General features: G+C 41.1%; 21 protein-coding genes. 2 read left to right on the forward strand and 19 right to left on the reverse strand.

Features of this window, described 5'->3' with window-relative positions; genetic code table 11:
• Nucleotides 1-8: 8 nt before the first annotated feature.
• The 12 genes from RHS_RS08895 to RHS_RS08950 all read right to left on the reverse strand — a co-directional run bounded on the left by RHS_RS08895 (nt 9) and on the right by RHS_RS08950 (nt 11,922).
• Nucleotides 9-3,263, reverse strand: coding sequence for a DEAD/DEAH box helicase (locus RHS_RS08895; RefSeq protein WP_047832978.1), 3,255 nt, complete (start codon nt 3,261-3,263; stop codon nt 9-11).
• Between the two features lie 7 nt (nt 3,264-3,270).
• Nucleotides 3,271-4,104, reverse strand: coding sequence for a tyrosine-protein phosphatase (locus tag RHS_RS08900; protein ID WP_395021866.1), 834 nt, complete (start codon nt 4,102-4,104; stop codon nt 3,271-3,273).
• A gap of 18 nt (nt 4,105-4,122) precedes the next feature.
• Nucleotides 4,123-5,634: a 4Fe-4S dicluster domain-containing protein gene (locus RHS_RS08905; protein ID WP_027296885.1), complete on the reverse strand. Its 1,512-nt coding sequence runs from the start codon at nt 5,632-5,634 to the stop codon at nt 4,123-4,125.
• Nucleotides 5,635-5,778: 144 nt separating this feature from the next.
• Nucleotides 5,779-6,141 carry a metal-dependent transcriptional regulator gene (locus tag RHS_RS08910; RefSeq protein WP_027296884.1) on the reverse strand — a complete coding sequence of 121 codons (363 nt, stop codon included), beginning with the start codon at nt 6,139-6,141 and terminating at the stop codon, nt 5,779-5,781.
• Nucleotides 6,142-6,223: 82 nt separating this feature from the next.
• Nucleotides 6,224-6,661: a transcriptional repressor gene (locus RHS_RS08915; RefSeq protein ID WP_047832979.1), complete on the reverse strand. Its 438-nt coding sequence runs from the start codon at nt 6,659-6,661 to the stop codon at nt 6,224-6,226.
• A 171-nt stretch (nt 6,662-6,832) separates the two neighbouring features.
• Nucleotides 6,833-7,045, reverse strand: coding sequence for a ferrous iron transport protein A (locus RHS_RS08920; RefSeq protein WP_027296882.1), 213 nt, complete (start codon nt 7,043-7,045; stop codon nt 6,833-6,835).
• A 256-nt stretch (nt 7,046-7,301) separates the two neighbouring features.
• Complete coding sequence (locus RHS_RS08925; protein ID WP_047832980.1) at nt 7,302-8,297, reverse strand: aldose 1-epimerase family protein; 996 nt, start codon at nt 8,295-8,297, stop codon at nt 7,302-7,304.
• A 148-nt stretch (nt 8,298-8,445) separates the two neighbouring features.
• The gene (locus RHS_RS08930; protein ID WP_044296631.1) at nt 8,446-8,817 is read right to left on the reverse strand and encodes a heavy-metal-associated domain-containing protein; all 372 of its coding nucleotides are present in this window, start codon (nt 8,815-8,817) and stop codon (nt 8,446-8,448) included.
• A gap of 114 nt (nt 8,818-8,931) precedes the next feature.
• A complete protein-coding gene (locus RHS_RS08935) occupies nt 8,932-9,114 on the reverse strand; it encodes a FeoB-associated Cys-rich membrane protein (RefSeq protein WP_044289774.1) in 183 nt (60 codons plus the stop codon).
• A gap of 105 nt (nt 9,115-9,219) precedes the next feature.
• Nucleotides 9,220-11,376 carry a ferrous iron transport protein B gene (feoB, locus tag RHS_RS08940; protein WP_044296632.1) on the reverse strand — a complete coding sequence of 719 codons (2,157 nt, stop codon included), beginning with the start codon at nt 11,374-11,376 and terminating at the stop codon, nt 9,220-9,222.
• A gap of 99 nt (nt 11,377-11,475) precedes the next feature.
• Nucleotides 11,476-11,697: a ferrous iron transport protein A gene (locus RHS_RS08945; protein WP_027296880.1), complete on the reverse strand. Its 222-nt coding sequence runs from the start codon at nt 11,695-11,697 to the stop codon at nt 11,476-11,478.
• Between the two features lie 15 nt (nt 11,698-11,712).
• On the reverse strand, nt 11,713-11,922 hold the full coding sequence (locus RHS_RS08950; RefSeq protein ID WP_044289772.1) for a FeoA family protein: 210 nt from the start codon (nt 11,920-11,922) through the stop codon (nt 11,713-11,715).
• A gap of 274 nt (nt 11,923-12,196) precedes the next feature.
• Between RHS_RS08950 and RHS_RS08955 the strand changes: the two genes are divergently transcribed.
• The gene (locus RHS_RS08955; RefSeq protein ID WP_027296878.1) at nt 12,197-12,643 is read left to right on the forward strand and encodes a GatB/YqeY domain-containing protein; all 447 of its coding nucleotides are present in this window, start codon (nt 12,197-12,199) and stop codon (nt 12,641-12,643) included.
• 114 nt (nt 12,644-12,757) lie between these two features.
• On the opposite strand, the gene RHS_RS08960 is transcribed toward RHS_RS08955, so the two are convergent.
• From RHS_RS08960 to RHS_RS08990, 7 genes are all read right to left on the reverse strand, one after another.
• Nucleotides 12,758-15,901 carry a glycoside hydrolase family 38 C-terminal domain-containing protein gene (locus RHS_RS08960; RefSeq protein ID WP_047832981.1) on the reverse strand — a complete coding sequence of 1,048 codons (3,144 nt, stop codon included), beginning with the start codon at nt 15,899-15,901 and terminating at the stop codon, nt 12,758-12,760.
• Nucleotides 15,902-16,014: 113 nt separating this feature from the next.
• On the reverse strand, nt 16,015-16,836 hold the full coding sequence (locus RHS_RS08965; protein WP_027296876.1) for a carbohydrate ABC transporter permease: 822 nt from the start codon (nt 16,834-16,836) through the stop codon (nt 16,015-16,017).
• A 13-nt stretch (nt 16,837-16,849) separates the two neighbouring features.
• Nucleotides 16,850-17,737 (reverse strand): carbohydrate ABC transporter permease, encoded by an 888-nt coding sequence (locus RHS_RS08970; RefSeq protein WP_027296875.1) that lies wholly within the window; start codon nt 17,735-17,737, stop codon nt 16,850-16,852.
• 110 nt (nt 17,738-17,847) lie between these two features.
• The gene (locus RHS_RS08975; protein WP_047832982.1) at nt 17,848-19,308 is read right to left on the reverse strand and encodes an extracellular solute-binding protein; all 1,461 of its coding nucleotides are present in this window, start codon (nt 19,306-19,308) and stop codon (nt 17,848-17,850) included.
• 228 nt (nt 19,309-19,536) lie between these two features.
• Nucleotides 19,537-20,787, reverse strand: a complete 1,251-nt coding sequence (locus tag RHS_RS08980; protein ID WP_047832983.1) for an ABC transporter substrate-binding protein — start codon at nt 20,785-20,787, stop codon at nt 19,537-19,539.
• A complete protein-coding gene (locus tag RHS_RS08985) occupies nt 20,784-22,307 on the reverse strand; it encodes a response regulator (RefSeq protein ID WP_047832984.1) in 1,524 nt (507 codons plus the stop codon). The genes RHS_RS08980 and RHS_RS08985 overlap by 4 nt, the downstream gene beginning before the upstream one ends.
• 13 nt (nt 22,308-22,320) lie before the next feature.
• Nucleotides 22,321-24,135, reverse strand: coding sequence for a sensor histidine kinase (locus tag RHS_RS08990; RefSeq protein WP_027296871.1), 1,815 nt, complete (start codon nt 24,133-24,135; stop codon nt 22,321-22,323).
• Nucleotides 24,136-24,439: 304 nt separating this feature from the next.
• Between RHS_RS08990 and RHS_RS08995 the strand changes: the two genes are divergently transcribed.
• Entirely contained in the window at nt 24,440-26,227 is a 1,788-nt protein-coding gene (locus RHS_RS08995; protein ID WP_395021872.1) for a glycosyltransferase, read from the forward strand.
• Nucleotides 26,228-26,247: the final 20 nt, after the last annotated feature.

Consider the following 26,247-nt stretch of genomic DNA (forward strand, 5'->3'; position numbering starts at 1 on the left):
ATAAAACCTTAAACAGTTTCCAATATACCCATAAAATCTTCTTTTGATAAATTAGATACGGACACGCCATCTTCCGAAATAATCTGATCTGACAGATTCTTTTTCGCTTCCTGAAGCAGAAGTATTTTTTCTTCAATGGTATTTTTTGCTATTAGTTTGTAGACACTCACCGTATTCTTCTGTCCAATCCTGTGTGCTCTGTCAGTTGCCTGATTCTGCGCCGCTACATTCCACCAGGGATCAAAATGAATTACAATACTTGCACCGGTGAGATTGAGTCCCGTTCCTCCCGCCTTCAAAGATATCAGGAATACCGGTACATCATTTTCATTAAATTCCGCTACCAATTGCGCCCTCCTGGATTTTGCAGTTGCTCCGGTAAGTTTGTAATTTCTGATTTTTGCCTTTTCCAGCTCTTTCTCCAGAAGCACAAAGAGACTTGTAAACTGTGAAAATACCAGTATTTTGTGACCGCCTTCTACTGCATTTTTTATCAATTCCATGCAGGTATCCAGTTTTGCCGCTCCCCCCTTATAATCCTCATACACCAGTGACGGTGCACAACAGACCTGGCGAAGTCTGGTAAGCTGTGCCAGAAGCTGTATTTTGCCAGTTTGGAATTCTTCTTTGCTGGTTTGATTAAGGGTTTCCAAAAGCTTGTTTACATTGGCGCGGTAGAGCTCATTCTGCTCTCCTTCCAATTTGGAATAAATAACATTTTCTTCTTTTTCCGGAAGGTCTTTTAATACCTCAGACTTAAGCCGCCGCAGAATAAAGGGCTTAATCATTTTCTGCAGACGCCTGGTCACAATCTCATCCTTTGCCTGGACGATTGGTGTTTCATACTCTGTTTTGAATTTTTCATAGCTGTTCAGCAATCCCGGCATCAGATAATCAAAAATACTCCACAACTCACTCAACCGGTTTTCTATGGGGGTTCCGGTGAGTGCAAATTTCACTTCCGCCTGGATGAATTTAACAGCCTTTGATGCCTGGGTTGTGTGATTTTTAATATTTTGTGCTTCGTCAATTACCTGGGCAAAAAAATGTTTGCCCTCATATTCTTCGATATCACGCTTTAAAAGATCATAGGAAGTTACGATAACATCAAAATCCTTATATCCTCTTAGCAGATCTCTTCGTTCTGCCATGCCCCCGGCCAAAACTAATACATTCAGATCCGGTGCAAATTTCTCTATCTCACTTTCCCAGTTATAAACAAGAGAGGCCGGACATACAATCAGGGTGGGCTCTTTTTTCTCATTGTCTTCTTTCTTCTTCAAGAGAAAACCTATAATCTGAAGCGTCTTTCCAAGCCCCATATCATCAGCTAATATCCCGCCAAATCCCATAGCATCCAGTGTACACAGCCATCGAAATCCCGTCTTCTGGTAATTTCTCATAACCTTCTTCAAAGAAACCGGTACTTCATAATCACTGTCTTCCACATCCTTCATATTACGGATCATAGACTTAAATGATGCATCCCGATGAACCTCCGTACCTTCACTTTTCAGAACCTGATCCAGATAAAACGCCCGATATTTTGGTATCTCAATAGATCCGCCGGAAATCTCTCCGGCTTTTAAGTTCAGTCCGTCAGCCAGCTCAGATATAACTGCCAGTCCATTATCCTCAAGTTCTATGAAATCACCATTTTTTAATCGGTGGTATTTTTTTCTCTGACGGTAACTCTGAAGCATCCCCTTCAGGTCTTCTTTCGAAAGATTCCCCGCGTCTACCTGAAGATCCAGCAATCCGCCTTTTACCGAAATTCCCACTGTAATCTTGGAGGCCCCGGTAACCTTAAGCTTCTGAAAAGCTTCCGAAATATAGACTTCTCCCGCTTTTTCTATCTGGTAAATACCGGTAGTCAGAAGATGGTAAACCATATCCTCATTTTCTTCATCAATCCAAAAACGGTTATCTGTACTGATCCCTTCAAAATAAGATTCAACCGTTTTTACCGCCATCGCTTCTTTTTGAATATCCCGAAAAGCATTACTGAAATCATAATGTTCCGTAAGATCATAGACCTTTTCACCATATTCCGCTTCCATTTTTGCGGTAATAAACCCCTGGTCATAGTCAATATAAATTTTAATAAGTGCTTCATGGGGAATATATTTATCCAGATCCCCATCCACTTTAAGCTGTGTATATTTTTTTAGAACCGGCAGTAAAGAACTGCAAAAAGAACTCATATCCTTTTCTTCCACATCCAGAACCACTTCTTTATTGATCTTGCCTATTCTGCAGACAGACCCCATCTCCCGCGTGAAATCGGCATCGCACTCGTATACGGTTCTGCCGCTTCGCAGATACAGCTTCCCATTTCCCAGAAACGCTTCCTCTTCCGGAACCACAAGGGAAAATCCTCCGCCTTCGCCCAACCGTTCCAATCCAAAATACAGCGTGGGATTTTCCTTTACCACAAATAACTCCTTATCTCTGGTCAGATAATCATCCAGATTACAGGACTTATCCACCATCATGTGTAAAAAAGCCCCCCTTGCTTCATCCGATATTTTAAAATATCGCATACTGGGCATATAATAAGTGCTGTTGTGGTAGTAACGGTACTCACCTATATACTTTTTCAGATAGGAAATGATCTCCTGCGCCTGTTTTGTAAAAGCACCCATTTCATGGATAAAGCCTAACTTTTTCCCATAATCCACCTTTTCATTCCGGTCTATCGCCTCCAGAAATGAATGGATATCCTTTACAACATATTTATTTTCTGCACCGACACGAAACCCCAGTGACCAACCGGAATAGTCCCGTATCAGGGTTGGCTCAAGATCTATATTACCCGTAACATCCGGCTGCAGAAACTGTGCTTTCTTCTGCATGGTATATTCAAAGATAAGCTTGGATAATTCCGGCGCCGTATGAACTTTTTTAGACTTTAACTGCTGAATTTTGAATTTTTCAAAATCATACAGTGCCTTAGACTTGGTGGATGAGGCATACTTTAGTGCAAGGGCCACACAATGTTTGCACATACCTGGATATTTAAAAAATGCAGGACATTCACATTCATACTCCAGGAAATCTTCTGATTCCACATCATAATCAAACCAGACATGGTAATCTGTACCGGAACTTCCTTCCACATCCCCGCTGGCATGAAAAATACCGGAAGATTCATCCATATCGGAATGTACGCCGTAGACCATCCCATTTTCATTCAGCGAAACACCTTTGATATAAGATTTATTATAACAGTTATCTTTTATAGTTTTAATATCAATCTTCATCTATCCATTACCTGTATATTTCAGGCAGTTCAGTAAACCGCTCTGTCCATTGTTCTCTTTTCTCAGAAGTGAGTCCCAGCTGTTCTTCTAAAAATTTATCGGCTGATCCCCAGTTTTCGTCCATAGCCTGAAATACTGTTTCCAGGTATTCCCTGCAGACACCATTTATCTCAGCTGCTGCTTTTAAAAGCTCCGGACTATTATGGACTTTTGCCACAGCCGCTATCAAATGCTCTGTCTCTTCCTTCAGAAACTGGTTTGTCCGCAAATAATCCTCCATAATCGTATCTCTTGGCACTCCGAGGGCAAGAAGAACCAATGCCGCTCCGACTCCGGCTCTGTCTTTACCCACGCTGCAATGCCACAGTACAGCACCTTCCTCATGGCTGGATACTGTATCAAAAAATTTATGGTACTGAGCTATGGAATATTCATTCGTTACCAGATCCCGGTAGGTCTTCTTCATAAATTCACCGGCTGCTTTGCTGCTCTTCAGAATGTAATCACTGGCTTTTAGAATCATATCTTCCAGCCCGTTCACATTCTCCCTTGTAATTCCTGCTGCCGACTCATCGATAATAGGAATCTGTACATAACGCACACCGGGAAGCTTTGGATCCGGCTTCTGGTCAGCTTCCATATGGGAACGAAAATCAATATCCGTTTTCACTTCATATTCCCTGATCAGAATCTCCTGATCCTTCTTCGTTAAATTCCACAGTGCTCCGCTACGTATAAGTCTATGGGTTTTAATCACCCTGCCGTCTTCCGTCAAATACCCGCCAAGGTCTCTTGCATTGGGTACACCTTCTAACACAATCCGCTGTCCGTTTACCATCATCCCCTGCCTCCTTTACTGCTATTCCTCTTCCAGTTTTTCCAGATACTCTTTATAATCGCTTGACAACACCCCCTGGTGAGGTGCATTCTTTTTATTGATATTAACTGCAGCGGAAGACTTAATGATTGGCTGCAATGTTCCGGCTCCTGCTACGCATCCTCCCGGACATGCCATTCCTTCCAACAGATACCCGTTGTACTTTCCTGCTTTTGCCATCATCAGCATTTTTTTGCAGTCCCGCAGGCCTTCTGCGCTCACTACTTTGACTTCCCGGTTAGGCTCTAACTCTTTTATACAGTTCACAACAGCATTCGCCACACCTCCGCTGACTGCAAATCCTCTTCCGTCACCGCTGGATTCGGACAGTTTACTTTCATTGGTAATCGCATCAAAATCCACATCCCGGGCTTCAAACATACCCATCAATTCTTCAAAAGTCAATACAAAATCAATATCACTTCGGATAGATTTACGGCTTGCTTCCAGCTTTTTCGCAGCACAAGGACCTACAAATACGACCTTGCAGCCCGGATGTTTCTTTTTGATTAAACGGCCAGTTAAAACCATAGGGGTTAATGCCATTGAAATGTATGGTGCCAGATCAGGATAGAGTTTTTTCGCCATTACAGACCATGCCGGACAACAGGATGTTGCCATAAATGGCTGTTTCTCCGGAACTTCTTCAAGGAAATCTTTGGCTTCTTCGATGGTACACAGATCCGCTCCGATTGCAACTTCCACTACATCTTCAAATCCCAGCTGTTTAAATGCATCACGCAGTTTTTCCGGCGTCAGTTTTGGACCGAACTGCCCAACAAATGCCGGTGCAATCGCAGCATATACGGGAACATCACTTTTAATTGCCTGTATGGTCTGGAAGATCTGGCCTTTATCTGCTATCGCACCAAACGGACAGTTTACCAGGCACATACCGCAGGAAACACATTTATCATAATCAATATCTGCCCGTCCAAGTTCATCAGAACCAATCGCATCCATCCCGCATACTCTTGCACAGGGGCGTTCTATTTTCATAATGGCATTATAAGGGCATACCTTAATGCACTTGCCGCATTTAATGCATTTATCCTGGTCAATAATGGATCTGCCCTCTTTTATGGAAACCGCATCTTTGGGACACACTTCCACACACGGATGAGCAAGGCACCCCTGACAGGCATCTGTTACACGGATTACATTATCCGGACAGGAATGACAGGCAAACTTTATTATATTTACAAGGGGCGGATCGTAATACTTTTCTGCAATGGCACTTTCTTCAATTCCATCTGATATAGGTGCATGTTCTGTCATCTTACGAAGCGGCAGGCCTATGGATAGGCGAAGCCTCTCTCCTACAATAGCCCTTTCCAAAAACACACTTTCCCGGTAAGAAGCAACTTCACCCGGAATAATTTGAAACGGAACTTCTTCTATCCTGGAATAATCCCCGCCTTCATACGAAAGTCTTGCAACTTCAGTAAATACTCGTCTTCTAATATCGTTAACGGATGTATAAATCCCTCGCATCTTCATTGCGTATCCTCCATTCATTTTATTATTTATAGTAAAAAACGCAAAAAAGGTCAGACATTATTTCGCTCTGACCTCCTTGCCGCTCTATTATATTAACATATTTTTATCCTCGTGACAAGTTGAAACCTGCTTTCATGGTCAACTCTTACTCAGATACTCTTTTATTCCCTGAAACACTTCCTGACTTATGATATGCTCCATTTTACATGCATCCTTTTCCGCAATTTCCTCTGATACATCTGCAGCCTTCATCAGAAACTCCGTCAGAAGTTTATGTCGCTCATATATTGATTTCGCAAGTTTAGAACCTTCCGATGTCAGTTCTAACTCTCCGCCGCTTTCTACTGTTATGTATCCGTTTTCCTTTAAAATTCCTACTGCCCTGCTGACACTGGGCTTACTAAATTCTAATTCTCTTGCAATGTCGATTGAACGAACCGTACCGTTCTTTTCTTTCAGCATTAATATCGTCTCTAAATAATTCTCTCCGGACTCGTACATCAAGTTTCACCTCCAATAGTTATTACCTTATAATATATACGATTTGGAGGCTTTCGTCCAGCAATTTTCTTATATTCTGTCTTTATTGCACTAAAACCGCCTCTATTTTATCTTCTGCTAAAAATCCTTTTTTCTTTAATCCTGTTTCCAGCACCTCTGCCCATTGTTCCCTGGACAAACGGATGGTAGCATTACTTTTTAATAAAATCGTACATCCATTATTAATACCTGCCTCCTGATCATAGGATAGTCGGTACATATTCCTTCTGTCTATTGCTCCTATTTCCTCTAAAGTTTTCACCATCCGGTATACCGTGGCGATCCCAATAGAAGAATCCTTGCCATGCGCCTGATAATATATTTCCTTACAGCAGGTACATTCTTCATCCAGTATAATATCAATGATTAATTTTCTCTGCTTCGTGATTCGAAGCCCTTTGCTGCGTAATTCATTTATGATTAGTTCTTTTTTGTTGATCAGCTTTTGAATCGGCTGACTGTCATATTCTTTTGATTTCAACTAGATCACTCCTGTCTTTCTTTTACTTTAAAAGGTAAATGTTATCTATGCCAGCTGTTTTTCAGTTAGTTGCAACTAACCACTGCTGTAAAAATTAGCAGAATATGACATCTATTCTGCTAATTTACCATTGTTTACATAGATTCTGTATGGAAGCCGCATGGTCACAGACTATTCCACCATAATCTTCTGAGCAAGGCTGCGGTTTAATGCTATACGGGTTCCCCTTATAATTAAGGTCATTCCGCTGGCGTTCTCCCCCAGAACCTCGACTTCCTGTCCCTTGACAAATCCAAGCGATTCCAGATGGCGCTTCATTTCTTCAGAACCATAATAAGATTTTACAATTCTTCTATCACCGGACGCTGCTAACGCTAATGGCATAATACCGCTCCTTTCCAACTCTAAAGTATGTAATGGTCAATCATTTTTATATAGTTATCTTATGCTAACTTTCAGAAAAAGTCAAGTCTTTACTGATAATAAATATTATTTTGTTAGTTTTAGCTAACTCCATGAAATTGATCAACAAAATTTTTGGTGATATCTTTATACAGAAAACCCTGCCGGTCAAACAAAAAAAGAGACACATGACTGCACCTCTCTTTTGTCTGAAAATTGTTTGGTTCAAAAAATTTAATTACAGCTCTATAATTTCAAATTTTAGATCAACAGCTTTTTTCTCTCCGCTTTTCAACGTCATCAGCGTATTGTTCTTTTTTTCCCAGGACTGGCCGTTAACTCGGCAGTTACAAGGTTCCAGTCCCAGAGCATAGTCCCCGGAAGCGGCTGATTTCCACTGGGTCAGGTTGGGGAGCTGGTTTTTGTTAAAATGAACTTTTAGCCCCAGCCCCAGATCTTTGTTGATGACAGCTGCATATGTATCACCTTTTTCATCTGCCTGAACCTGGTGAAAAAATACTTCTTCCGGTTTTCCATCTTCCGGTTCTTCCATTTCTCTCCAGTTCAGACTGGTCTGGCTGTCTTCTCCTCTTAGAACCGTTTGATCAGTCGGTATATCAATCACAGTTCCCTTATCCAGCAACGGATAACCTGCATTACAATGGTAAAGCAGCATAAACGGTACCTCTTCATATGACTGATTCTCAAATTCATCATGTATATGAATCACATTGGAACCCAAAACAGTTTCAATTGTTCTTCTCAATACGACATTTTCACCAAAAAGCTGTGCCTGACGCATTTCTCCCGATATCCTGATATGATACTCCGTATCCGCCCAGTAAGCATCTGCGCAGACATGCTCTGCAGGTGTTGAACGAAGGCTTCCATGCATTGGCAGCGGCGGATTCGCCTCTGGCTCCGGTGTTCCTACATTATCAGTTCCACAGGTAAAGAAAAGGCCGCCCATTATACTGCGCTGCGCTTCAAAACCACTGGAATCATAATGCTGACGGTTCTGTAAACCCGGCTTACTTAAAAAGTTCAGTGTTCTTCCTTTGTAAGACAGTTCCACAATATCCAGGCATTTATCCTGGGCAGCCGTAAACTGAATATTACCGGACTTCACCTGAAATGCCTTCATGCCACAGGCACGCCCCTCTTTGAATTCTATATTCCGTACATATGCCATTTGCTGTATACTGCCCATTTTTTTTAATTCCGTTTTCTGCATATTCCCTCCTGCGCCTTATCTCCTAAGACTCCTTGATTTTTGCTAAATTAGTTTTTGTAAATTAGTTTTACTAATTCAATTGTATCGGCTTTTCAGGAATTTTCAATTGCTATTTTTACTAAAATTTTCAACTCTTCTATGTGCGTTTTTACGGATTTATTTTCTTTACCCGATAACCTGCACTTTCAATTGCTTTTATAAGCGGTTCATCCGCAATCTCCCGACTCATCGAAACAATTGCTCTTTTCTCTTTCAGATGTACCACCGCTGCCGCACCATCAATCTGGTTGATTGCATCCTCCACTCTCTCTTTACAATTTTGGCAGTGCATTCCATCCACGTATATAACCTTTTCTCCGCATTTAGGCTCTGTAAGTTTCTTCTTCTTTCTTTTGGAACCATCCGAAGAACCTCCGCCGCAGCAGCTCCCCTCCCCTTTCATATGTTTGATGGTGGGACGGATAGCCAAAAATACACCTGCCGCAATAATCAGGATTATAATAAGATTTGCCGGATTCATGAAATTTTCTCCTCTCTTCCATTTTCAGATATGTACAGGAAATGCGGGTGCAGATGCATGGAACCAGAGCAGCTTCCTGCTTTAATCCCATACCTCCGCCCCGCAATCCAGTGTTTAACCTATCTTTTTATGCTGAGGTTTACAACTCTTGCAACTCCCGCCGCATCCGGAACAGCCGGCACACATACCACCTTTTTCTTTTTGCTTGATGATATAGCGCACATCCAGGATTACGACAAGCAGAATCGCAATTGATATACTAACGGTTGCTGCATTCGCAGTGATCCAACTTAACATAAAACCTCCTTCTTTCTACATTCATAAAGTTCGTACAACATTGCAGCGTTTACAATGTTGTACCGGATAAACAGTTACGTGCAAGTTCGAATTTATACCATGCTGTTACGCTCTCGCCATCTTGCCGGATGCCTGTTTGTGTTTGTTCGGATTGTAAGCCGGACGGAACAGCATAAACAGGAAAATAATCAATATAATTGCTGCAACTGCAGTTCCTACTGTAAATCCACCGCCTGTGAAGGCCGTACCAAACTGAAAGATCATTAAAGTCACTGCATAAGCAAATATGTTCTGATATATGATAGCAAATGCGGTCCATTTTTTACTTCTGAATTCTTTTGCCATTGTGCTGATAGCTGCAAGGCACGGAGAATCCAACAGGTTAAATACCAGGAAGGAGAATGCAGCAATGGCACTTGGGAAGAATGTCATAACAGTCTGCCATAATGTGGCATCTGTTTCTGCCGCATCTGACATTCCGGCAATAACGCCCATGGTGCTTACAATACCTTCTTTGGCAACGAAACCGGAAAGGGAAGATGCCACTGCCTTCCAGTTGCCAAATCCGAGAGGTGCAAAGATCGGTGCAATAAATCCGCCGATAATAGCCAGTAAGCTGTCATTCTCGGATGCTGCCATTCCAAATTGTCCATTGGCAAAACCGAAAGTTCCAAGGAACCACATTACCATACAGCAGAGGAACAGAATCGTTCCGGCCTTCTTCAGGAAGCTCCATACACGTTCCCAAACATGAAGCAGCACTGTTTTCACATCCGGAATATGATACTGGGGTAATTCAATAACAAACGGAGATACTTCTCCGGCGAATAATTTTGTTTTCTTTAACATAATACAGGAAATTACAACAGCAAAGATTCCAATGAAGTACATCAGCGGAGCCATCCACCATGCACCGCCCATAATGGCACCTGCAATTAAGGCAATAACCGGCAGTTTTGCTCCACAGGGAATAAATGTGGTAGTCATAATAGTCATTTTACGGTTTTCTTCATTTTCAATCGTCTTTGTTGCCATTATTCCAGGAACGCCGCATCCGGAACCGATCAAAAGCGGAATAAAGCTCTTACCGGAAAGTCCGAATCTGCGGAATACCCGGTCCATGATAAATGCAACACGCGCCATGTAACCGCAATCTTCTAATACAGAAAGGAACAGGAATAAAATTGCCATCTGCGGTGCAAATCCAATGGGGGCTGCAAGGCCGCCGATAATACCGTCTACTACCAGAGATATCAGCCATTCTGCAGCGCCTATATTTTCAAGACCTGCCTGTACAGCCGGCTGAATCCAGGCCCCAAATAAAGTATCATTTGTAAAATCTGTTACCACTGCACCAATTGTAGTTACGGAAACATAATAAACCAAAAACATAATTGCTGCGAAGATTGGCAGTGCCAGCCAGCGGTTTGTAACTATTCTATCAATTTTATCTGAAGTTGTCATCCCTTTTTGTTTTTTCTTCAGACAATTATGAATCACTTTTTCTATGTACTCATATCTTTCATTGGTAATAATACTTTCTGTATCATCATCCATCTCGTTTTCAGCCACTTCCACAACATTTTTGATAACTTTACTGCTGTCTGCAGAAAGAGAAAGTTTTTCTATGACTTTTGGATCTTTTTCAAACATTTTAATACTGTACCAGCGAACCTGTTCTGAAGGTAGATCTGAAGGAAGCTGATCTTCAATATCTGTAAGATAACTCTCTACCTTATCGGAAAATTTATGCTGGGAAGTCATTGTTTTTTGTTTAGCCGCCAGAGCAACTGCTCTGTTTGACACCTCAGCTAATCCAATGCCTTTTAGTGCTGAGGTCTCCAGGACTTCACATCCCAATGCTTCTGAGAGCTTTCCGACATTAATTTTATCACCATTTTTATTAGCAAGATCAATCATATTAAGTGCTATAATCACCGGAATACCAAGCTCCAGGATTTGTGTAGTTAAATAAAGATTTCTTTCCAGGTTCGTAGCGTCCACAAGATTGATCACTACATCCGGTTTTTCATCCAGCATATAGTCCCTGCTTACTACTTCTTCCAGGGTATATGGAGATAAGGAATAAATTCCGGGTAAATCTGTGATAATCACATCTTTATGCCCTTTTAATTTACCTTCCTTTTTCTCAACAGTAACTCCGGGCCAGTTGCCAACATATTGATTGGAGCCGGTCAGGCTGTTAAACATCGTTGTTTTACCGCAGTTTGGATTACCTGCAAGTGCAATACGAATTGCCATCTTCTCTTTTTCCTCCTTTATAGTTAGTTTCACCTAACTCTGTTTCAAAAATAATAGAGTTCATGGAACTCCATATTTATAACAACTCTCTATACCACCTTATTCAACCTCAATAATTTCAGCATCCTGTTTTCTAAGGGACAGCTCATATCCACGTACAGTCACTTCCACAGGATCTCCGAGAGGGGCTACTTTTCGAACAAAAACCTTACAGCCTTTCGTAATACCCATATCCATAATGCGGCGCTTCAATGCACCTTCGCCATTTAACTTCCTTACCGTAACTGTGTTTCCACAAGCTACATCTCTTAATGTTGCCATTACATTCTCCTCCTCTTAAATCATGATTTTTTTTGCCATATCCTGATTAATTGCAACCCTGGAATCTTTGATATTCACAATCACATTTCCCTGAATCGCAGATACAACCGTAACAGCCGCTCCTGTTACAAAACCAAGATTCTCCAGAAATCTTCTGGTGTCTTCTTTTCCGCCAACTTTTTTAATAACGTTCATTTCTCCGGTACTCGCCATTGTTAAAGGCATCACTTCTCACCACCTCATCCGTAAGAATTATAATATTCCTTGCTATTTTTCTTTCAGTTAGCTTTCGCTAATCTTCTTTTCAATGGTTAGTATATACTAACTTTCAGAATAAATCAATAGTTTTTTTTGAAAAAATGAAAAAAATTATCAAAACCTATATTTACCAGTTTTGGGAATGCCTTCAAAAGATTTCTCCTTGACTTTTATTTTCACGCTTCCTATAATAAAAGGTATATCAAAAATATATTTATTAAATTATTTACAGGAGGTCACAATGAGTAAAATAGATGAAGTAAGAAGCGCTATGGTTGCCGCTATGAAAGCCGGAGAAAAAGAACGAAAAGATTCACTTTCCATGCTGTTGTCCGCTTTAAAAAATAAGGCCATCGACAAAAGAGAAGATCTGACAGAGCAGGAAGAAAATGAAGTGGTATTAAAAGAGATTAAGCAGACAAAAGAAACCTTGGAACTAACGCCTGCCGACCGTACTGATATTGTAGAAGAATGCAAGAAACGGATCGCTGTATATGAAGAATTTGCGCCACATATGATGGACGAAGACGAGATTAAGTCTGTTATTTCAGAGGTGCTGAAAAGCCTTGGCATCGATGCTCCAACCGGTAAGGACAAAGGCCGGATTATGAAAGAACTGATGCCGAAGGTTAAAGGTGTGGCTGATGGCAAACTTGTGAATCAGATATTGGGAAGTTTGATGCAGTAATTTTACCGATCATATCCGGGGATGTGGCATGCTGTATGCCGCACCCCTTCTTTATTGTATTCTAACAGATTTCACTAAGCGTCCTTAACCTGTTCCCTGTAAAGCTAGATCATGTCAGAAAATAACTTTAAATGTCTTGATTTCATAAGGTTTCATATCAAATTCTATTTTATTGCCAACAACAGCTGTTTCCACTTCATTCACTTCCATCATATTACATTCCCATGCGGATACAATATCTTTTGCAAAGGTCAGGGATGCGTGGGTTCTGCGGTTGAAGCATTCGTACAGACGCACAATTAGAGCGTCTCCCTCTTCTGCTTTTTTCACAACCTCTACAACAACGTTATCCTGATCGGAAGATACATGTGAGTAGATATCTTTTAATTCTCCGCCTTCATTCTCTTTTACTACTGCTGTAAGAGGATTATTGAGCTGGTAAGCCTGTTTTACGGTGCCTGCGCTTCTCCAGTCGCCTTCGTGAGGATAGAAGGAGTAAGTAAATTCATGGAACTCCTTGTCCGCTTCCGGATTTGGATAACATGCAGATTTCAGCATTGACATTCCAATTACACCATCATGTACACTGCAGCCGTATTTACAGTCATTGAGCATACTAACACCATAATTGTCTTCGGATACATCCAGCCATTTGTGTACACAGACTTCAAATTTAGCATAATCCCAGGATGTGTTATAGTGTGTCTGGCGTTTCACATTACCATACTGGATATCAAATGTAGCTTCGCTGGTATGAACATCTACCGGGAATAAAGTCTTCATGAAAATCTGGTGTTCCTTCCAGTCGATTTCATTTTTGATGTCAATCCTTGGAATATCCTGATAGATGCAGATAGACTGGGTAATTGTGGAATCCAGGTATTTTCTTTGTACCTTAATACAAGCCCTTACCGGTCCGTTTTCTGTGATTTCTATTTTTTCTACCTGATCTACTTCCCAGGATTTTTCAACATAGTAATTATTTACATCCCAGGCATCGTAATTATGAGGCCTGTCTTCGTAAGTCATGATCACATTGGCTGCTTTTCCCGGCTGCAGCACTTCGCGCTTTGCTTTTTTGTCATAAATGGATGCAAACTGTCCTTTTTCATTTAATGTAATAGCAAAGAAGTCATTTTCCAGATGTGTGGAAGTAACCTGCATTGTGCCGCTTTCCTCTGACTCTTCTTCTTTCAGATAAAATGTCTTGTAACCTTTTGACGGAACACCGTCTGCCTTAAAAATAATTTCTCCGGTATGTGCTGTCTGGGATGGAATCAGACGCTCTCTGTCGTATACGACAGCATTTGTCATCCCCTGCGGACTCGGAAAGCTGACGATCTCATCTGCTGTCATACTGTTGGGATTATATACTACAATGGAATGCTTTGGAGCTTGCACTTTGTCTGTAATATTTTTTAATGCATTGGTTACCAGATCTTTGTTTATGGCAAATATACTTTCGTATTCTGCCTTAGAATCATCATATACTTCTTTGATGGAGGATCCAGGAAGAATATCATGGAACTGATTTCGTAAGATTACTTCCCATGCTTCGTGAAGCTTATGGTCAGGATAGGCATTTCCTGTCAGATCCTGATCCATCATTCCGTATAGTTCTGCATTTTCATATGCGAATTCTGCTTTTCGGTTATATTTCTTATTACGTGCCATGGAAGTATAAGTTCCCCTATGGTATTCCAGGTATAATTCCCCAACCCAGGATGGCAGATATTTATGATCCTTCACATTCTTTTCCAGAACTTCAAAGTAATTCTTGGCTGTACTCATAACTGTTTTCGGACAACCCGGTATTCCTTTTTCTAATCTTCTATGGTTTTCCAGCATTTTTGCAGTAGGACCGCCGCCGCCATCACCATAGCCGAAGGAATTTAAGATTTCTTCGTTTAGATATTTCTGGCTGTAACGTGCCCATCCGCCTTTGATCTGGGACGGATTAATATCTCCGTTATAGGTGGTAAAATGCTCCGTTTCGAATCCGCCTTCCACTGCGCCTTTTTTATAATCCCTGGTTGATACAAAATGAGTCAAAACCCTGCTGCCGTCAATTCCTTCCCATTCGAAGGTATCATAGGGCATTTTGTTAAATTCATTCCAGCTGATCTTCGTTGTCATAAAATATGGCAGCCCGCATTTTCTCATAATCTGGGGCAGCGCTGCCGAATATCCGAATACATCCGGAAGCCAGAGAATTGAATTATCTGCTCCAAACTCTTCCTGGAAGAACTTCTGTCCATACATAAACTGACGGACCAGTGCCTCGCCGGATGCAATATTACAATCCGCCTCTACAAACATGCCGCCTTCCGGTTCCCATCTGCCTTCTTTTACTCTTTCTTTGATCTGTTCATATACCTCTGGGGCATTCTTTTTTACATATTTATAAAGCTGGGGCTGGCTGGACATAAAAATGTATTCCGGATACTGTTTCATCAGATCCAGTACCGTTGAAAAACTTCTGACCGCCTTATCTTCTGTCACTGCCAGTGACCAGAGCCATGCCACATCAATATGGGTATGGCCTATACAATAAACAACTGCATCACTGCTTCCACACTCTTTTTCATAGAATTCTTTTGTAATGTATTCCTGTGCTTTTTCCAGTGAATCGTAATATTCTTTGGAATATTCTTTTCTTAAGTCAAGCAGATTCAAAGACTCGTTTAACCTTGTAATAATTGTTATGTATGCTTTGTCATCCGAGTTTAGCAGCCTTGCAACATTTAACGGCACAGAAATATCATAAAAATATTTTTCTGTCTTCCGGTCTAATGTTTTTAACTTTGAATCCAGCTTCAGGCTGAAATTCTGATCCCCCGTAAATGCAGATAAGACGATACGATAGCTTTCGCCTGCAGCAGCATGTTCTGTCAGAACCGTTTCCCTGTGGTTCACATCCATTCCCTGCTTCATTTCTCCATTCACATAAACAGAGAACTGTGGATTCGTTGCATCCCACTCGCTCTCTTTTCCGGTGATTAGTTCATAAACTACACACTTGCCATGCAAGCTATCGGGTATCGTTACGGTTGTCTCAAACCAGTAATACTCCCGGTGTCCGCCCCAAATCTGTTCCCTGGAAAATTCCTGCCATGCACTGGTGTCCAAACCTATAATGTCAGTAAAACGTTCCGTGGTCTGAATCATTTTGTAATTCTGGATATTAACTGATTCCGGATAGATTAATTCATGTAAGTCTTCGATCAGTTTTCCTATCCTTTCCTTAATTAAAACCATGAGTTACCTCCTCTTTATGGCAGATATTAAGATATCTGCATTATTATAACTACATCACGTGCCTTATCAGAGTCTACTTCAAGCAGGCTCTGATGTATGGCACATGTATAATATCATCCTTTTGCTGCCCCTGCCATAGTAAATCCTTTTGACATATATTTTTGAGACAGGATATAAAGTAAAATTGAGGGTAAAGCATATACTGCGGAGTATGCTGCAAGCTGTCCGTACTGAACCATTCCATTATTTCCAAAGAACTGATATAAGAGAATTGATGCAGGCTGCTTAGCAGGTGTACTCAATAAGATATAGGGAATAAAGAAGTTCCCCCAGCTTCCTGAGAACGTATATATAAATACAACACAAATTCCCGGGAACATAAGCGGCGCCACTACTTTTCGAATTGACTGCCAGGTAGTTGCTCCATCTACCCATGCGGCTTCTTCCAGCTCTACCGGAACGCCATCCATAAAATTTTTCATCAGCCAGATTCCATAGGGCAGTGATGAAGCACTCAGGAATAGAATAACACCCCAGATGCTATCTAGCAAGCCTATTGATAAAAACATTTTGTATACAGGAACAATAACTGCCGTCATCGGAAGTGCGGTCATAAAAAGGATCACGTACATGAACCCTTTGCGGTAACTTAAGCGGTATCTTGAAAGAGCATAAGCGCCAAGCCCGGATACAATTACTACGATGGTTGCCTGGATAAAGGAGATGAAAAGCCCGATACCAAAACCTTTTAAATTCGTTTTGTTCGAAAGTACTGATTTGTAATTCTCTAATGTCCACTGCGTAGGTGCCTTAATTGCCTCACTTGCGTTCGTATCTAAGGAGGCGATAACAACCCAGAGAAGTGGAAGTATGAATACCAATGCAATACAGCTCAGGATTGCATAATGGATTCCCTTTGTTGTTTTTTCATGCATATAATTTCCCTCCTTAATCGTCTGATTTCAATATTCTTGCATAGATGATACTGCAGACAATACCAACTACTAAGATTAACATACCAATTGCTGTTCCGGCACCCATCTGTCCGCTGGTAAATGCCTGTCTGTACATATAGATTGGAAGTGTACTGGTTGAATTACCCGGTCCTCCGCCAGTCATAATGTAGATCAATCCAAATACGCCCAGTGTTGATAAGGTATTTAACATGGTATTGGTTGCAATGGTATCTTTGATACAGGGTACGATAATCCGAAGCAGTGTCTGCCTGCGGTTTGCTCCGTCCACTTTTGCAGCCTCTTCGATATCTCCGGATACATTATCCAGTGCAGACTGAAAGTTCATCATAGAGAATGCAGTTCCATGCCATATGTTTGCAGCTACAACGGCAGCCATTGGATGCTGGTACAGCCAGGCGATGGGCTCAATCTGTATTGCACCCATAATCATGTTGAGTGTACCGGATTCCTGGAAGAAAGAGGAACAGCATAATGCTACAACAATCTCAGGCATAACCCAGCCTGCCAGGATGCAGGGACCTACGATACTACGAAAGGTCTTTGCTTTATTTTTCATCAAATAGGCAATCGTAAATCCTAATACGGACTGCCCAATTAAACTTCCAACTAAGAAAATCAAAGTATTTTTAATGGCGATTAAGGTATTTGGATCTGTAAGCATTTTTATGTAATTTTCCAGTCCCACTATTTGAAAATTCGCCGCATTTGAACCACTAAGTGCTAAATTTGTAAAAGAGTAATAAACAGTTAATACAATCGGAATAATAAAGAACGCGATTAACAGTACAATTGCCGGCAATAACAAAATGGATTTCTTGGCTTCATCCATTACCATTGCCTTTCTATTTGGTCTAGCCATCAGCACAGCCCCCTTTTCTTTCTTCGTGAAATGAGCGTCTCTTTCACCTTTCAATAAGACCGGGCGGGTTTCAATCTATTCTGATTAACCCCGCCCGTTGCATTTAATTACTATTTTTCAACAGTATTGTCATCCCCAACAGCACGCTTTACTTCTGTTCCATACTGTGCAATTGCATCTTCCGGGCTCGTGCCGGATACTACTGCTTCTACCATGGACTGGATACTTGTGGAAACGGTGGAGTACTGATCGTTCTGAGGTCTGAATTCAGCTGTAGCAAGGAAATCTGTTGAGATCTGTTTAAATGGTTTTGCAGAATAATCTGCATCTTTTGCTACATCAGTTCTGGTTGCAATGTTACCCTGTGCGATAACTGCTTTTGTATAAATAGACGGATCCATTAAATGTTTGATAAATTCAAAGGTAATATCTTTTGCATCTGAATTTTCAGGAATGGATAATGCCCAGCCGCCTGCTAAGGTAATTGTTCCCGGTTCCTGACCTGTGCTGGTTGGCATTGGAGCAAATCCCATTACGTCTTTTGCTTCCGGCCATGGTGAAGCGCCTGTATCTTCCCAGTTTCCTGTGATCCAGCTTCCATCCAAGGAGATTGCCAGTTTACCCTGCGGCAGGTATTCTCTTGCGGAGGTATTGGAAGCCTGCCCATTTAATACTTTCGATAAGGATGGGCCGTATCCGTTTGAGTAAATGTCATTTAAGAAGTTAAGGGAGTCTAACATACCCTGGCTCTTTACGATCCATTTTCCGCTGTCATCGATTAATCTTTCGCCTGTTCCATAAAGGAGCATTTCATATGTCTGCATGGAAGTTGCTTCACCGGTAGCTACACCTGAGTTACACCAGAAAGGAACAACATCCGGCACTTTCTCTTTGATTGTCTTGCATGCATCTAAAACATCCTGCCAGGACTTTGGTGCCCAATCTTCCGGCAGTCCTGCTTGTTTGAAGATATCTTTATTATACCAAAGTCCTCTTGTATCTGTACAATATGGAATACCATATGGTTTGCCATCCTTAGAAACACCATTCTTCATGGATTCATAGTATGTACCATCGTTCCATTCCGCATAATCTTTTGCATAATCTGATAAATCAGTAAGATAACCTGCACTTACGTCATTTGGAAGCTGGAAAGTATCTTCACAAACTAAATCCGGACAAGTACTTGGATCCTGAAGCTGTAATGCTATTTTAGCGAAATAATCGCCTTCGCTTGCGACAATCGGAGAAATATTTAGTTTCACGGAATCTTTTTTATCCCAGCTGTCATATCCATCCTGAATCCACTGCCAAAGAGCACTTTTCTCACCTTGTCCGTCATCCCGGAAAGTAAAGGTAATTGTCTTAGCATCTCCGCTTGCAGCTGTGTCACCGGCTGCCTTAGTCTCATCGCCTGCAGCTGTTTCAGAACCTGCTGCTGTCTCAGCTTTCGTCTCCTTGGAAGTACCTGCTGTCGTGGAATCCGTTCCACCACCTGAACCACCGCAGGCTGTCAATCCTAATACCATTGCGGATGCCATCATAACGCTCACCAATTTTTTTCTTTTCATACTTCATCGCTCCTTTTTTTTACTTTTTCATGTCCCATTGCTTTTCTTAAGCTGTCTATATATTATCATCCCAATTTCGTTTTGAAAATTCCACATTTTTGAAAAAGGGGTACATTTTTAATCTTCGTCTATACTTTTTTGCTCATTTTTTGTCAAAAAAATGTTGTGAAGGCATTTTTCTTTATACACTTTCACAACATTTTTGCATATTATCATTTGTAAATTATCCTATTTATCAATAATAGCTACACGAACTTTATCCTGCATGGCGTCACCAATTTCCTGTACACTTACATTCCGTTCATGCAATATTTCATAAATCCCATTTGCCACGGCTGCGGATATGTCAAACCAGGAATCATATGCGCCTTTTGTGACTCCATTTTTCATATAATCCGATACAAGTTCTTTGCCAGGACCTATTTTTTTCTGTTCATATACCCCTTCAACCAGAACCGGAACGGAATCCATTTCTTTCGTAAGAAAATTGGCAACATCCAGCTCCCTGATATAGTCCAGAAATTTTTTTGCTTCTTCTACATCGGCAGATTTTGTAATTCCGATATTCTTCCCATGAAGTAAATACGCTTCCTTTTTCCCCGAGGGCATCCCGGCAACCCCCACTTCGAATCCCAGGCGGCTTGTTCTCAGTACGGAAGCCATGCTGGCATTTCCTGCCATCATTGCGATATGCCCTTTTGCAAATTCGTGTGCCAGATCTGACTGACTCCAGTTTATGGTATCCGGTGAAATCTGTTTTCTGTTTTTTAGCTGCAGCAGAAACTGAAACACCTGATTCCCTGCACTTCCATTAACTTCCCGAAGGGAGCCGCCACAGGAGTATAACACCTGCATGAAAAATGATGTCACTTCCTCCGGCTGCTTTGCCGCAAATCCAAATCCATAGTTTCCAAGCCCTTTGATATGATCACATACGTTTAATAACTCATCCCAGGTTTTTGGCACTGCCTGACTCTCTTTTTTCATCAGGTCTTTATTGTAAAACAATACATAGGGATCATTCGTAAATGGTACCCCATAGTATTTCCCGTCGCTGATGGCATTGGTCCAGAGATTCTGCTGGTATCTTAATTTTACATTACCTTCCACATAAGAAGTCAGATCCTCTAATATGCCCATATCAATTAAAGAAGGCATCATTGTATTTTCACAGATGATCAGGTCTGTATTGGTTCCCTCATCCGTTCTCATACAGATTTCTTTCTGATAATTTTCCTGGGAAATGAACTGGATTTCCACTTGCTTATTCCCTCTGATCCGGGAATAGTTCTGTGCTGTTTCTTCCAGCGCCTGTTTATGAACACTGCCTTCGTCAGGTGCCAGAATCCGGATAATCTGCTCTGTGCCCTCTTCCCCTTTTACCCCTTTATTATTTTTGGAAGAAAACCCAATATAAGTAATAACCAGCATAACGAGGACACATGCCGCCGCACCGCCCAATAGCCATCTTAGCTTCATTGGCTGTTCATCTCCTTTTTATAATCGGAAGGCGTAACACCACAAATTTTCTTAAATACTTTCACAAAATATTTCTGATCATGAAAGCCCACCGCTTCTGACACCTCTCCTATCTTACATTTTCCAAGGCTTAACAGCCTTTTCGCCATACTGATACGGAAGTTCTGTAAAAATGCCACAAAATTCACATTCATTTCCCGGTAGAATATCTTACTTAAATACTCCGGGGTTACACCGCACATCGCCGCCGTTTCCGATAAGGTGATATCCCTGGCATAATTTTCACGGATAAATGTTATCACATTCAGAATCATTCCGTTTTCCGTAGGCCCGGACAAGTCATCTTCATTTAAAGACAGTGTCTTCATAACTTTGTCAAACTGATGTTCCAGCTCTTCCCTGGAATTACTTTTAGCCATATTTCCTACAATATACTGAATCCCATTGTCTTTTTCCAGATTCTCCTTCAGCTCATTCACAACCCGAAGCAGACCTGCGGTAAACCGAACCGTAAACTCCCTGATACATTCCGGGTGCCCCTTGCTTTGGATCACGCCTTTCTTAAACTGTTCGCCCAGTTCCTGTATGCGCTCTGCTTTACCACTGCGCACCTCCCTGCACACGGCACGTTCCAGAGAATCCGGATATTCTATATTTTCATATTGAAATCCTGCCAGCAGTTCTTCATCCAAAATTGTACCGGAAGGAAAGGAAAACGCATGGCGCATCAATTCCTTTAAATCCTGAACCTTCTCATCCAGCCCGGTCACACCATATATGGTGGTATAACTGCAAAAACATTCCGATATTTTCCCTATTTTCTCCAGTACCCGCATTTGAAAAATCCGTTTTAAACTGCGGTTTCGCTCGGTATCCAGTACTATGACAAGAAATCCTACATCCTGGGACAAAAATATCACATAGTAATTTTCCATACACATGGCATCCAGCACAGAATTAGTCTCTTCCATCATTTCTGTAGTACTTTCTCTTGCCACACTGCTTCCTTTCACCAGAAAAAGAGAAATCTGCACTTTTTTATTTACCTGTAAAGACTCTTCTATTACCGGCAGAATTTTGTGTTTTTCATCCTCTGTGCCGGTCAGATAACTCCATAAAAGCTGGCTGGTTGAAACCCGTTCTATCTTCGTTTTTTCTATTTTATTTTCTACTCTTTTCAGTATTTTTAAAAATTCTTCAATATCAAGCGGTTTTAAAATATATTCTGTCACATTTAATTTCAGGGCTTTCCGTGCATACTCAAACTCTGAATAGCCGGTCAGAAGTAATGACTGAAACTCCTCTCCTTCATCATGAAGTGTCTGAAGCATCGTAAGCCCGTCCATAACCGGCATCCGGATATCCGTTACGACCAGATCCGGTTTCAGAGATCTGATATTTTCCAAACCCTCCTTCCCATTTACCGCCGTATAGATTATTTCATGCTCCGTATACCGATTGATAATCCCGATTAAACCTTCTCTTGTATTAGGTTCATCTTCCACAACTATAATACGCATACTCTCATCCTCCCTACTCATATGGAATTGTAATCGTTACCGATGTGCCGTTTTCACTGGAAACAACATGAAAATGTCCCGATTCTCCATAATAGAGTTTCACTCTGGTAATTACATTACGGACTCCTATGCTGGATTCAATCCTCTCTTTGCGATAATCAAAGTGATTAAAGAATTCTGCAAGTTCCGGTTCCATGCCTTTTCCATTGTCTTCTACTACAATTTCTATATTCGTATCATCAATCCTGTGAATCCTAAGATTGATCTCATCAAATCCCGTGTTGCCCGGGAATCCATGAACTATCGTATTTTCAATCAGCGGCTGTATTAAAAGCTTATGTATTTTACAATTCAGAACTTCTTCTTCCACATGAAGAATGCACTGAAAAGAATAATCAAAACGCTGCTGCTGTAAATAAACATATTTCTTCAGATATTCCAGCTCATTGCTCAGTTCCACGATCTCATTGCTCTTATGGACGCTGTAACGCAGTATCACTGCAAGACTTGTAAGCATACGGCTGATGGTAAACTCTTCGTGGGCAATCGCCATCCAATTGATGGTATCCAGCGTGTTATATAAGAAATGCGGATTGATCTGTGCCTCCAGTGATTTTATCTCCGCATTCTTTTCCCGGACAATCGCTTCCTTCTCCATCGCATTGGATTTCTTGATTTTCTGGATCATGTGATTAAAATGCTCGGAGATCTGGGCAAATTCATCATTTCCCTCCATCTCTATCCGGACATCATAATCCCCTTTATATGCCTTATTCATCCCATGGAGTATTTTTTTTACTGATTTATCCGTCATATCCGAAAAGGAAATGGCTATCAGCATACACAGAATTCCTACCAAAAGTCCGATTAAAATAATCAAAACGGATATATACCACACATTGGATAAGGTGTAATTCAAATCCTGCACATTGACAATATAGAATTCACCGTCCCGGATACTTTTAAAATTGACTTCCAGTTTCTTTTTGGATTCATATTTAATTTTCTGAATATACTCTTTTGACGCCTGACCGATATTGTCCTCATCCTTTTCATCCTCAAAAATATTAGCTCCCACATAAGCCTTTTCCGGATAAGAAATAATATCGCCGTTTTTATTCACTACAAAAGTAACATTTGACTCCGTATGATTTCCCTGGGCATACACCTCTCCGAAAGCTGCCTCATCCACGCAGATAATGATACTTCCAATCGGTCCTTCTCCATAACTGTTAAAATCCGTAAGCTGATGGGCAATATACAGATAGTTCTTTTCCCCATATTCCGAATCCATTTTATGATAGCTTTTCGAATAAATCGTGTGCTTTTCCTCCATGGATTCCTGAAACAGCGGACTATACCTCATTTTATCTCCTTCGAAACAGAAGTTCTCATTTCCGGAAGCCGTTACGCTGTCATAAAACACGGTATCCCCATATAATCCAACAATCGCAATTCCCAAAATATCCGGATTTACATATGAAATATTCTGCAGACGGTTTACCAGCTCATGCTTTGCAGCATAAAATTCTCCGGAATCCCATGTATTAATGGGTTTAAGATAGGTAACATAATCACTGTCCGTATAAATATTCATAATTAACTTATCATAAGTTTCCAGAAAATTTTCCACACTGTTTGCCGACTGTTCCAGATTTGCCAGTATAAGTTCACCCGTCTGCGCCTTAATGGTAGACGTACTGATTTTGTAAGAAATGAACTGTATACATAAAATTGGAATAATGGAAACTACCAAAAGAACAATGAGAATTTTCTTGGCAATCCCCTGTGATCCAAACCATTTTACCGCTTTGTGTAAGATCTTCACTTAACCTCCCCATTTCCTGTTATGAATGTTCATGGTCTTATGGGGAATATTTTACCATAAGTCTGTACCATTTGTACATAAAATATAGTGATACATTGGGATCGTGTAAAAAGGTCTGCATACTTTCCCAAAATCCAAGTAATACTATAAGGTAAATGACTGCAATAAATCAATAAAACCAAACGAGGTGTATTCATAAATGGGATTCTTATATTTCCTTGCTGCCGTTGGCGGCTCTTTTCTAATTTCCTATCTAGTTAAACGAAACAGATGCAGCTCCAGAATATTGGTTTGGTGGAATTTTATGATTACTTTTATCTATATTATCTGGAGAGTGACCGTAATTCCAACTGCAAGTATTATGGAATTGTGTTTAGGAGTGCTGCTGCTTGGCGGGGAGCTTCTGGGAATTGCCCAGTTTCTCATATCCCAGCTGCTATTAAGCAGGAAATATAAACTTAAGAAAAAGTCACTTGACGACTTTGGCGGCCATATCCCCACAGTTGATATCTTTATCTGTACTTACAATGAAGGGGAAGATCTGGTGGAAACTACGGTTTTAGCAGCCCTTAATCTGGACTATCCCAGGGATAATCTTAATATCTACATCTGCGATGACGGACAGCGCAGGTATATGAAAAGACTGGCTGCCCGCTGCGGCGTCAACTATATGACCCGGGGATCCAATGAAGGCGCTAAAGCAGGAAACCTGAATAATGCTCTTCTGCACTCTTCCGGAGAATTATTTGCGGTCCTGGATGCGGATATGATTTGCTCTAAAAACTTTCTGAAACATACGGTAGGTTATTTTTCCGATGCCGAAACAGCTTTTGTACAGACACCACAAGTCTATTACAACAAAGACATGTATCAGCGTAATCTGGGAAGAGAAATTCCCAATGAACAGGATTTTTTTATGCGTGAAATCCAGGAGTCACGTGCTGCCGTAGGTGCAGTCCTCCACGTAGGCACAAATGCTGTTTTTCGAAGGGATAGTATTATGGACATTGGTATGTATCCCACTAATACGATCACTGAAGATATGGCTGTAGGCATGCTTTTACAGGCTGCCGGTTACCAGTCTGTCTTTATTAATGAGGTGCTGGTACTGGGACTCACAGCCTCCACTTATACTGATCTTGTGATCCAGAGAGACCGGTGGTGCAGGGGAAATATCCAGACTTCCAGAGAATACCACCCTCTGCGCATGAAGGGTCTGAGCAACTGGCAGAAGCTGGCTTATCTGGGTGGAGACATTTACTGGTATACCGGATTCTCCAAATTGATCTTTACCTTTTGCCCGATATGGTTTCTTCTGACGACCAAACTGGCAATGCAGGCGGACCTTGCAGGAATCCTGACTTTCTTCCTGCCGTTTTTTATTGGTCAGATGACGTCTTTCTACGCTATGATATCCAATACCAGAAGTCTGAAGTGGGCTCATTATTATGAAATAGCAATGGCACCACACATGTGTCTCTCTGTTTTACGGGAATTCTTCAGTGCAAGTTTAAACTTTGCCGTTACACCCAAAGAAATGAGAGATGACCGTTCCCATTTTCAGGCACAGGTAATCCTGCCTCATATGGTAATTGCGGCAATTACCCTGTTTTCCTGGATTACAGGAGGTCTATTTCTCCACCTGGGGTATATAACGCTTATTCCTTTCGTCGTTAATCTGGTATGGAGTATCTATAACTTTATGGGCATTGTAATCTGTATCCGGGTTGCATATCACATCGGAAATACTCCCCGCAGTAATTACTCCACGGTAAAAAGCGGACATAAAATAACGGTTGAAACAGAAACAGAGAGCTATCCTGGAGAGGTAATGAGTTTTTTAGAATCAGGAATGTATATCCATGTACAGGCTCCTCTATATTTCACAAAAGTCAGAATACGGATGCAGTATCAGGACCTGGATGTCTATCTGGACGGTACGCTGAAAATGTCCGGCAGTCAGGGACTTTTTAAATATGACTGGCTGAATCTGAATCAAAAAAGAGCGATTGTAGGTGTATATGTAGAGCATTTGCAGCCAAGTTTTAATGTTGAAAAAACGATGATATATCTGGATTCCGCTTCATGCTAAAATTTTTGAGTAACAGATTT

It is taken from the genome of Robinsoniella sp. RHS (assembly GCF_001029355.1).
GTDB lineage: Bacteria > Bacillota > Clostridia > Lachnospirales > Lachnospiraceae > Robinsoniella > Robinsoniella peoriensis.

Coding starts and splice junctions, on each gene's coding strand:
- RHS_RS08975 (WP_047832982.1), bottom strand. CDS start 19,308: ATGAAAAGAAAAAAATTGGTGAGCGTTATGATGGCATCCGCAATGGTA.
- RHS_RS08925 (WP_047832980.1), bottom strand. CDS start 8,297: ATGCAGAAAACGGAATTAAAAAAAATGGGCAGTATACAGCAAATGGCA.
- RHS_RS08965 (WP_027296876.1), bottom strand. CDS start 16,836: ATGCATGAAAAAACAACAAAGGGAATCCATTATGCAATCCTGAGCTGT.
- RHS_RS08920 (WP_027296882.1), bottom strand. CDS start 7,045: ATGCCATTAGCGTTAGCAGCGTCCGGTGATAGAAGAATTGTAAAATCT.
- RHS_RS08950 (WP_044289772.1), bottom strand. CDS start 11,922: ATGCCTTTAACAATGGCGAGTACCGGAGAAATGAACGTTATTAAAAAA.
- RHS_RS08905 (WP_027296885.1), bottom strand. CDS start 5,634: ATGCGAGGGATTTATACATCCGTTAACGATATTAGAAGACGAGTATTT.
- RHS_RS08935 (WP_044289774.1), bottom strand. CDS start 9,114: ATGTTAAGTTGGATCACTGCGAATGCAGCAACCGTTAGTATATCAATT.
- RHS_RS08985 (WP_047832984.1), bottom strand. CDS start 22,307: ATGCGTATTATAGTTGTGGAAGATGAACCTAATACAAGAGAAGGTTTA.
- RHS_RS08980 (WP_047832983.1), bottom strand. CDS start 20,787: ATGAAGCTAAGATGGCTATTGGGCGGTGCGGCGGCATGTGTCCTCGTT.
- RHS_RS08895 (WP_047832978.1), bottom strand. CDS start 3,263: ATGAAGATTGATATTAAAACTATAAAAGATAACTGTTATAATAAATCT.
- feoB (WP_044296632.1), bottom strand. CDS start 11,376: ATGGCAATTCGTATTGCACTTGCAGGTAATCCAAACTGCGGTAAAACA.
- RHS_RS08955 (WP_027296878.1), top strand. CDS start 12,197: ATGAGTAAAATAGATGAAGTAAGAAGCGCTATGGTTGCCGCTATGAAA.
- RHS_RS08900 (WP_395021866.1), bottom strand. CDS start 4,104: ATGATGGTAAACGGACAGCGGATTGTGTTAGAAGGTGTACCCAATGCA.
- RHS_RS08960 (WP_047832981.1), bottom strand. CDS start 15,901: ATGGTTTTAATTAAGGAAAGGATAGGAAAACTGATCGAAGACTTACAT.
- RHS_RS08970 (WP_027296875.1), bottom strand. CDS start 17,737: ATGGCTAGACCAAATAGAAAGGCAATGGTAATGGATGAAGCCAAGAAA.
- RHS_RS08930 (WP_044296631.1), bottom strand. CDS start 8,817: ATGAATCCGGCAAATCTTATTATAATCCTGATTATTGCGGCAGGTGTA.
- RHS_RS08945 (WP_027296880.1), bottom strand. CDS start 11,697: ATGGCAACATTAAGAGATGTAGCTTGTGGAAACACAGTTACGGTAAGG.
- RHS_RS08910 (WP_027296884.1), bottom strand. CDS start 6,141: ATGTACGAGTCCGGAGAGAATTATTTAGAGACGATATTAATGCTGAAA.
- RHS_RS08995 (WP_395021872.1), top strand. CDS start 24,440: ATGATTACTTTTATCTATATTATCTGGAGAGTGACCGTAATTCCAACT.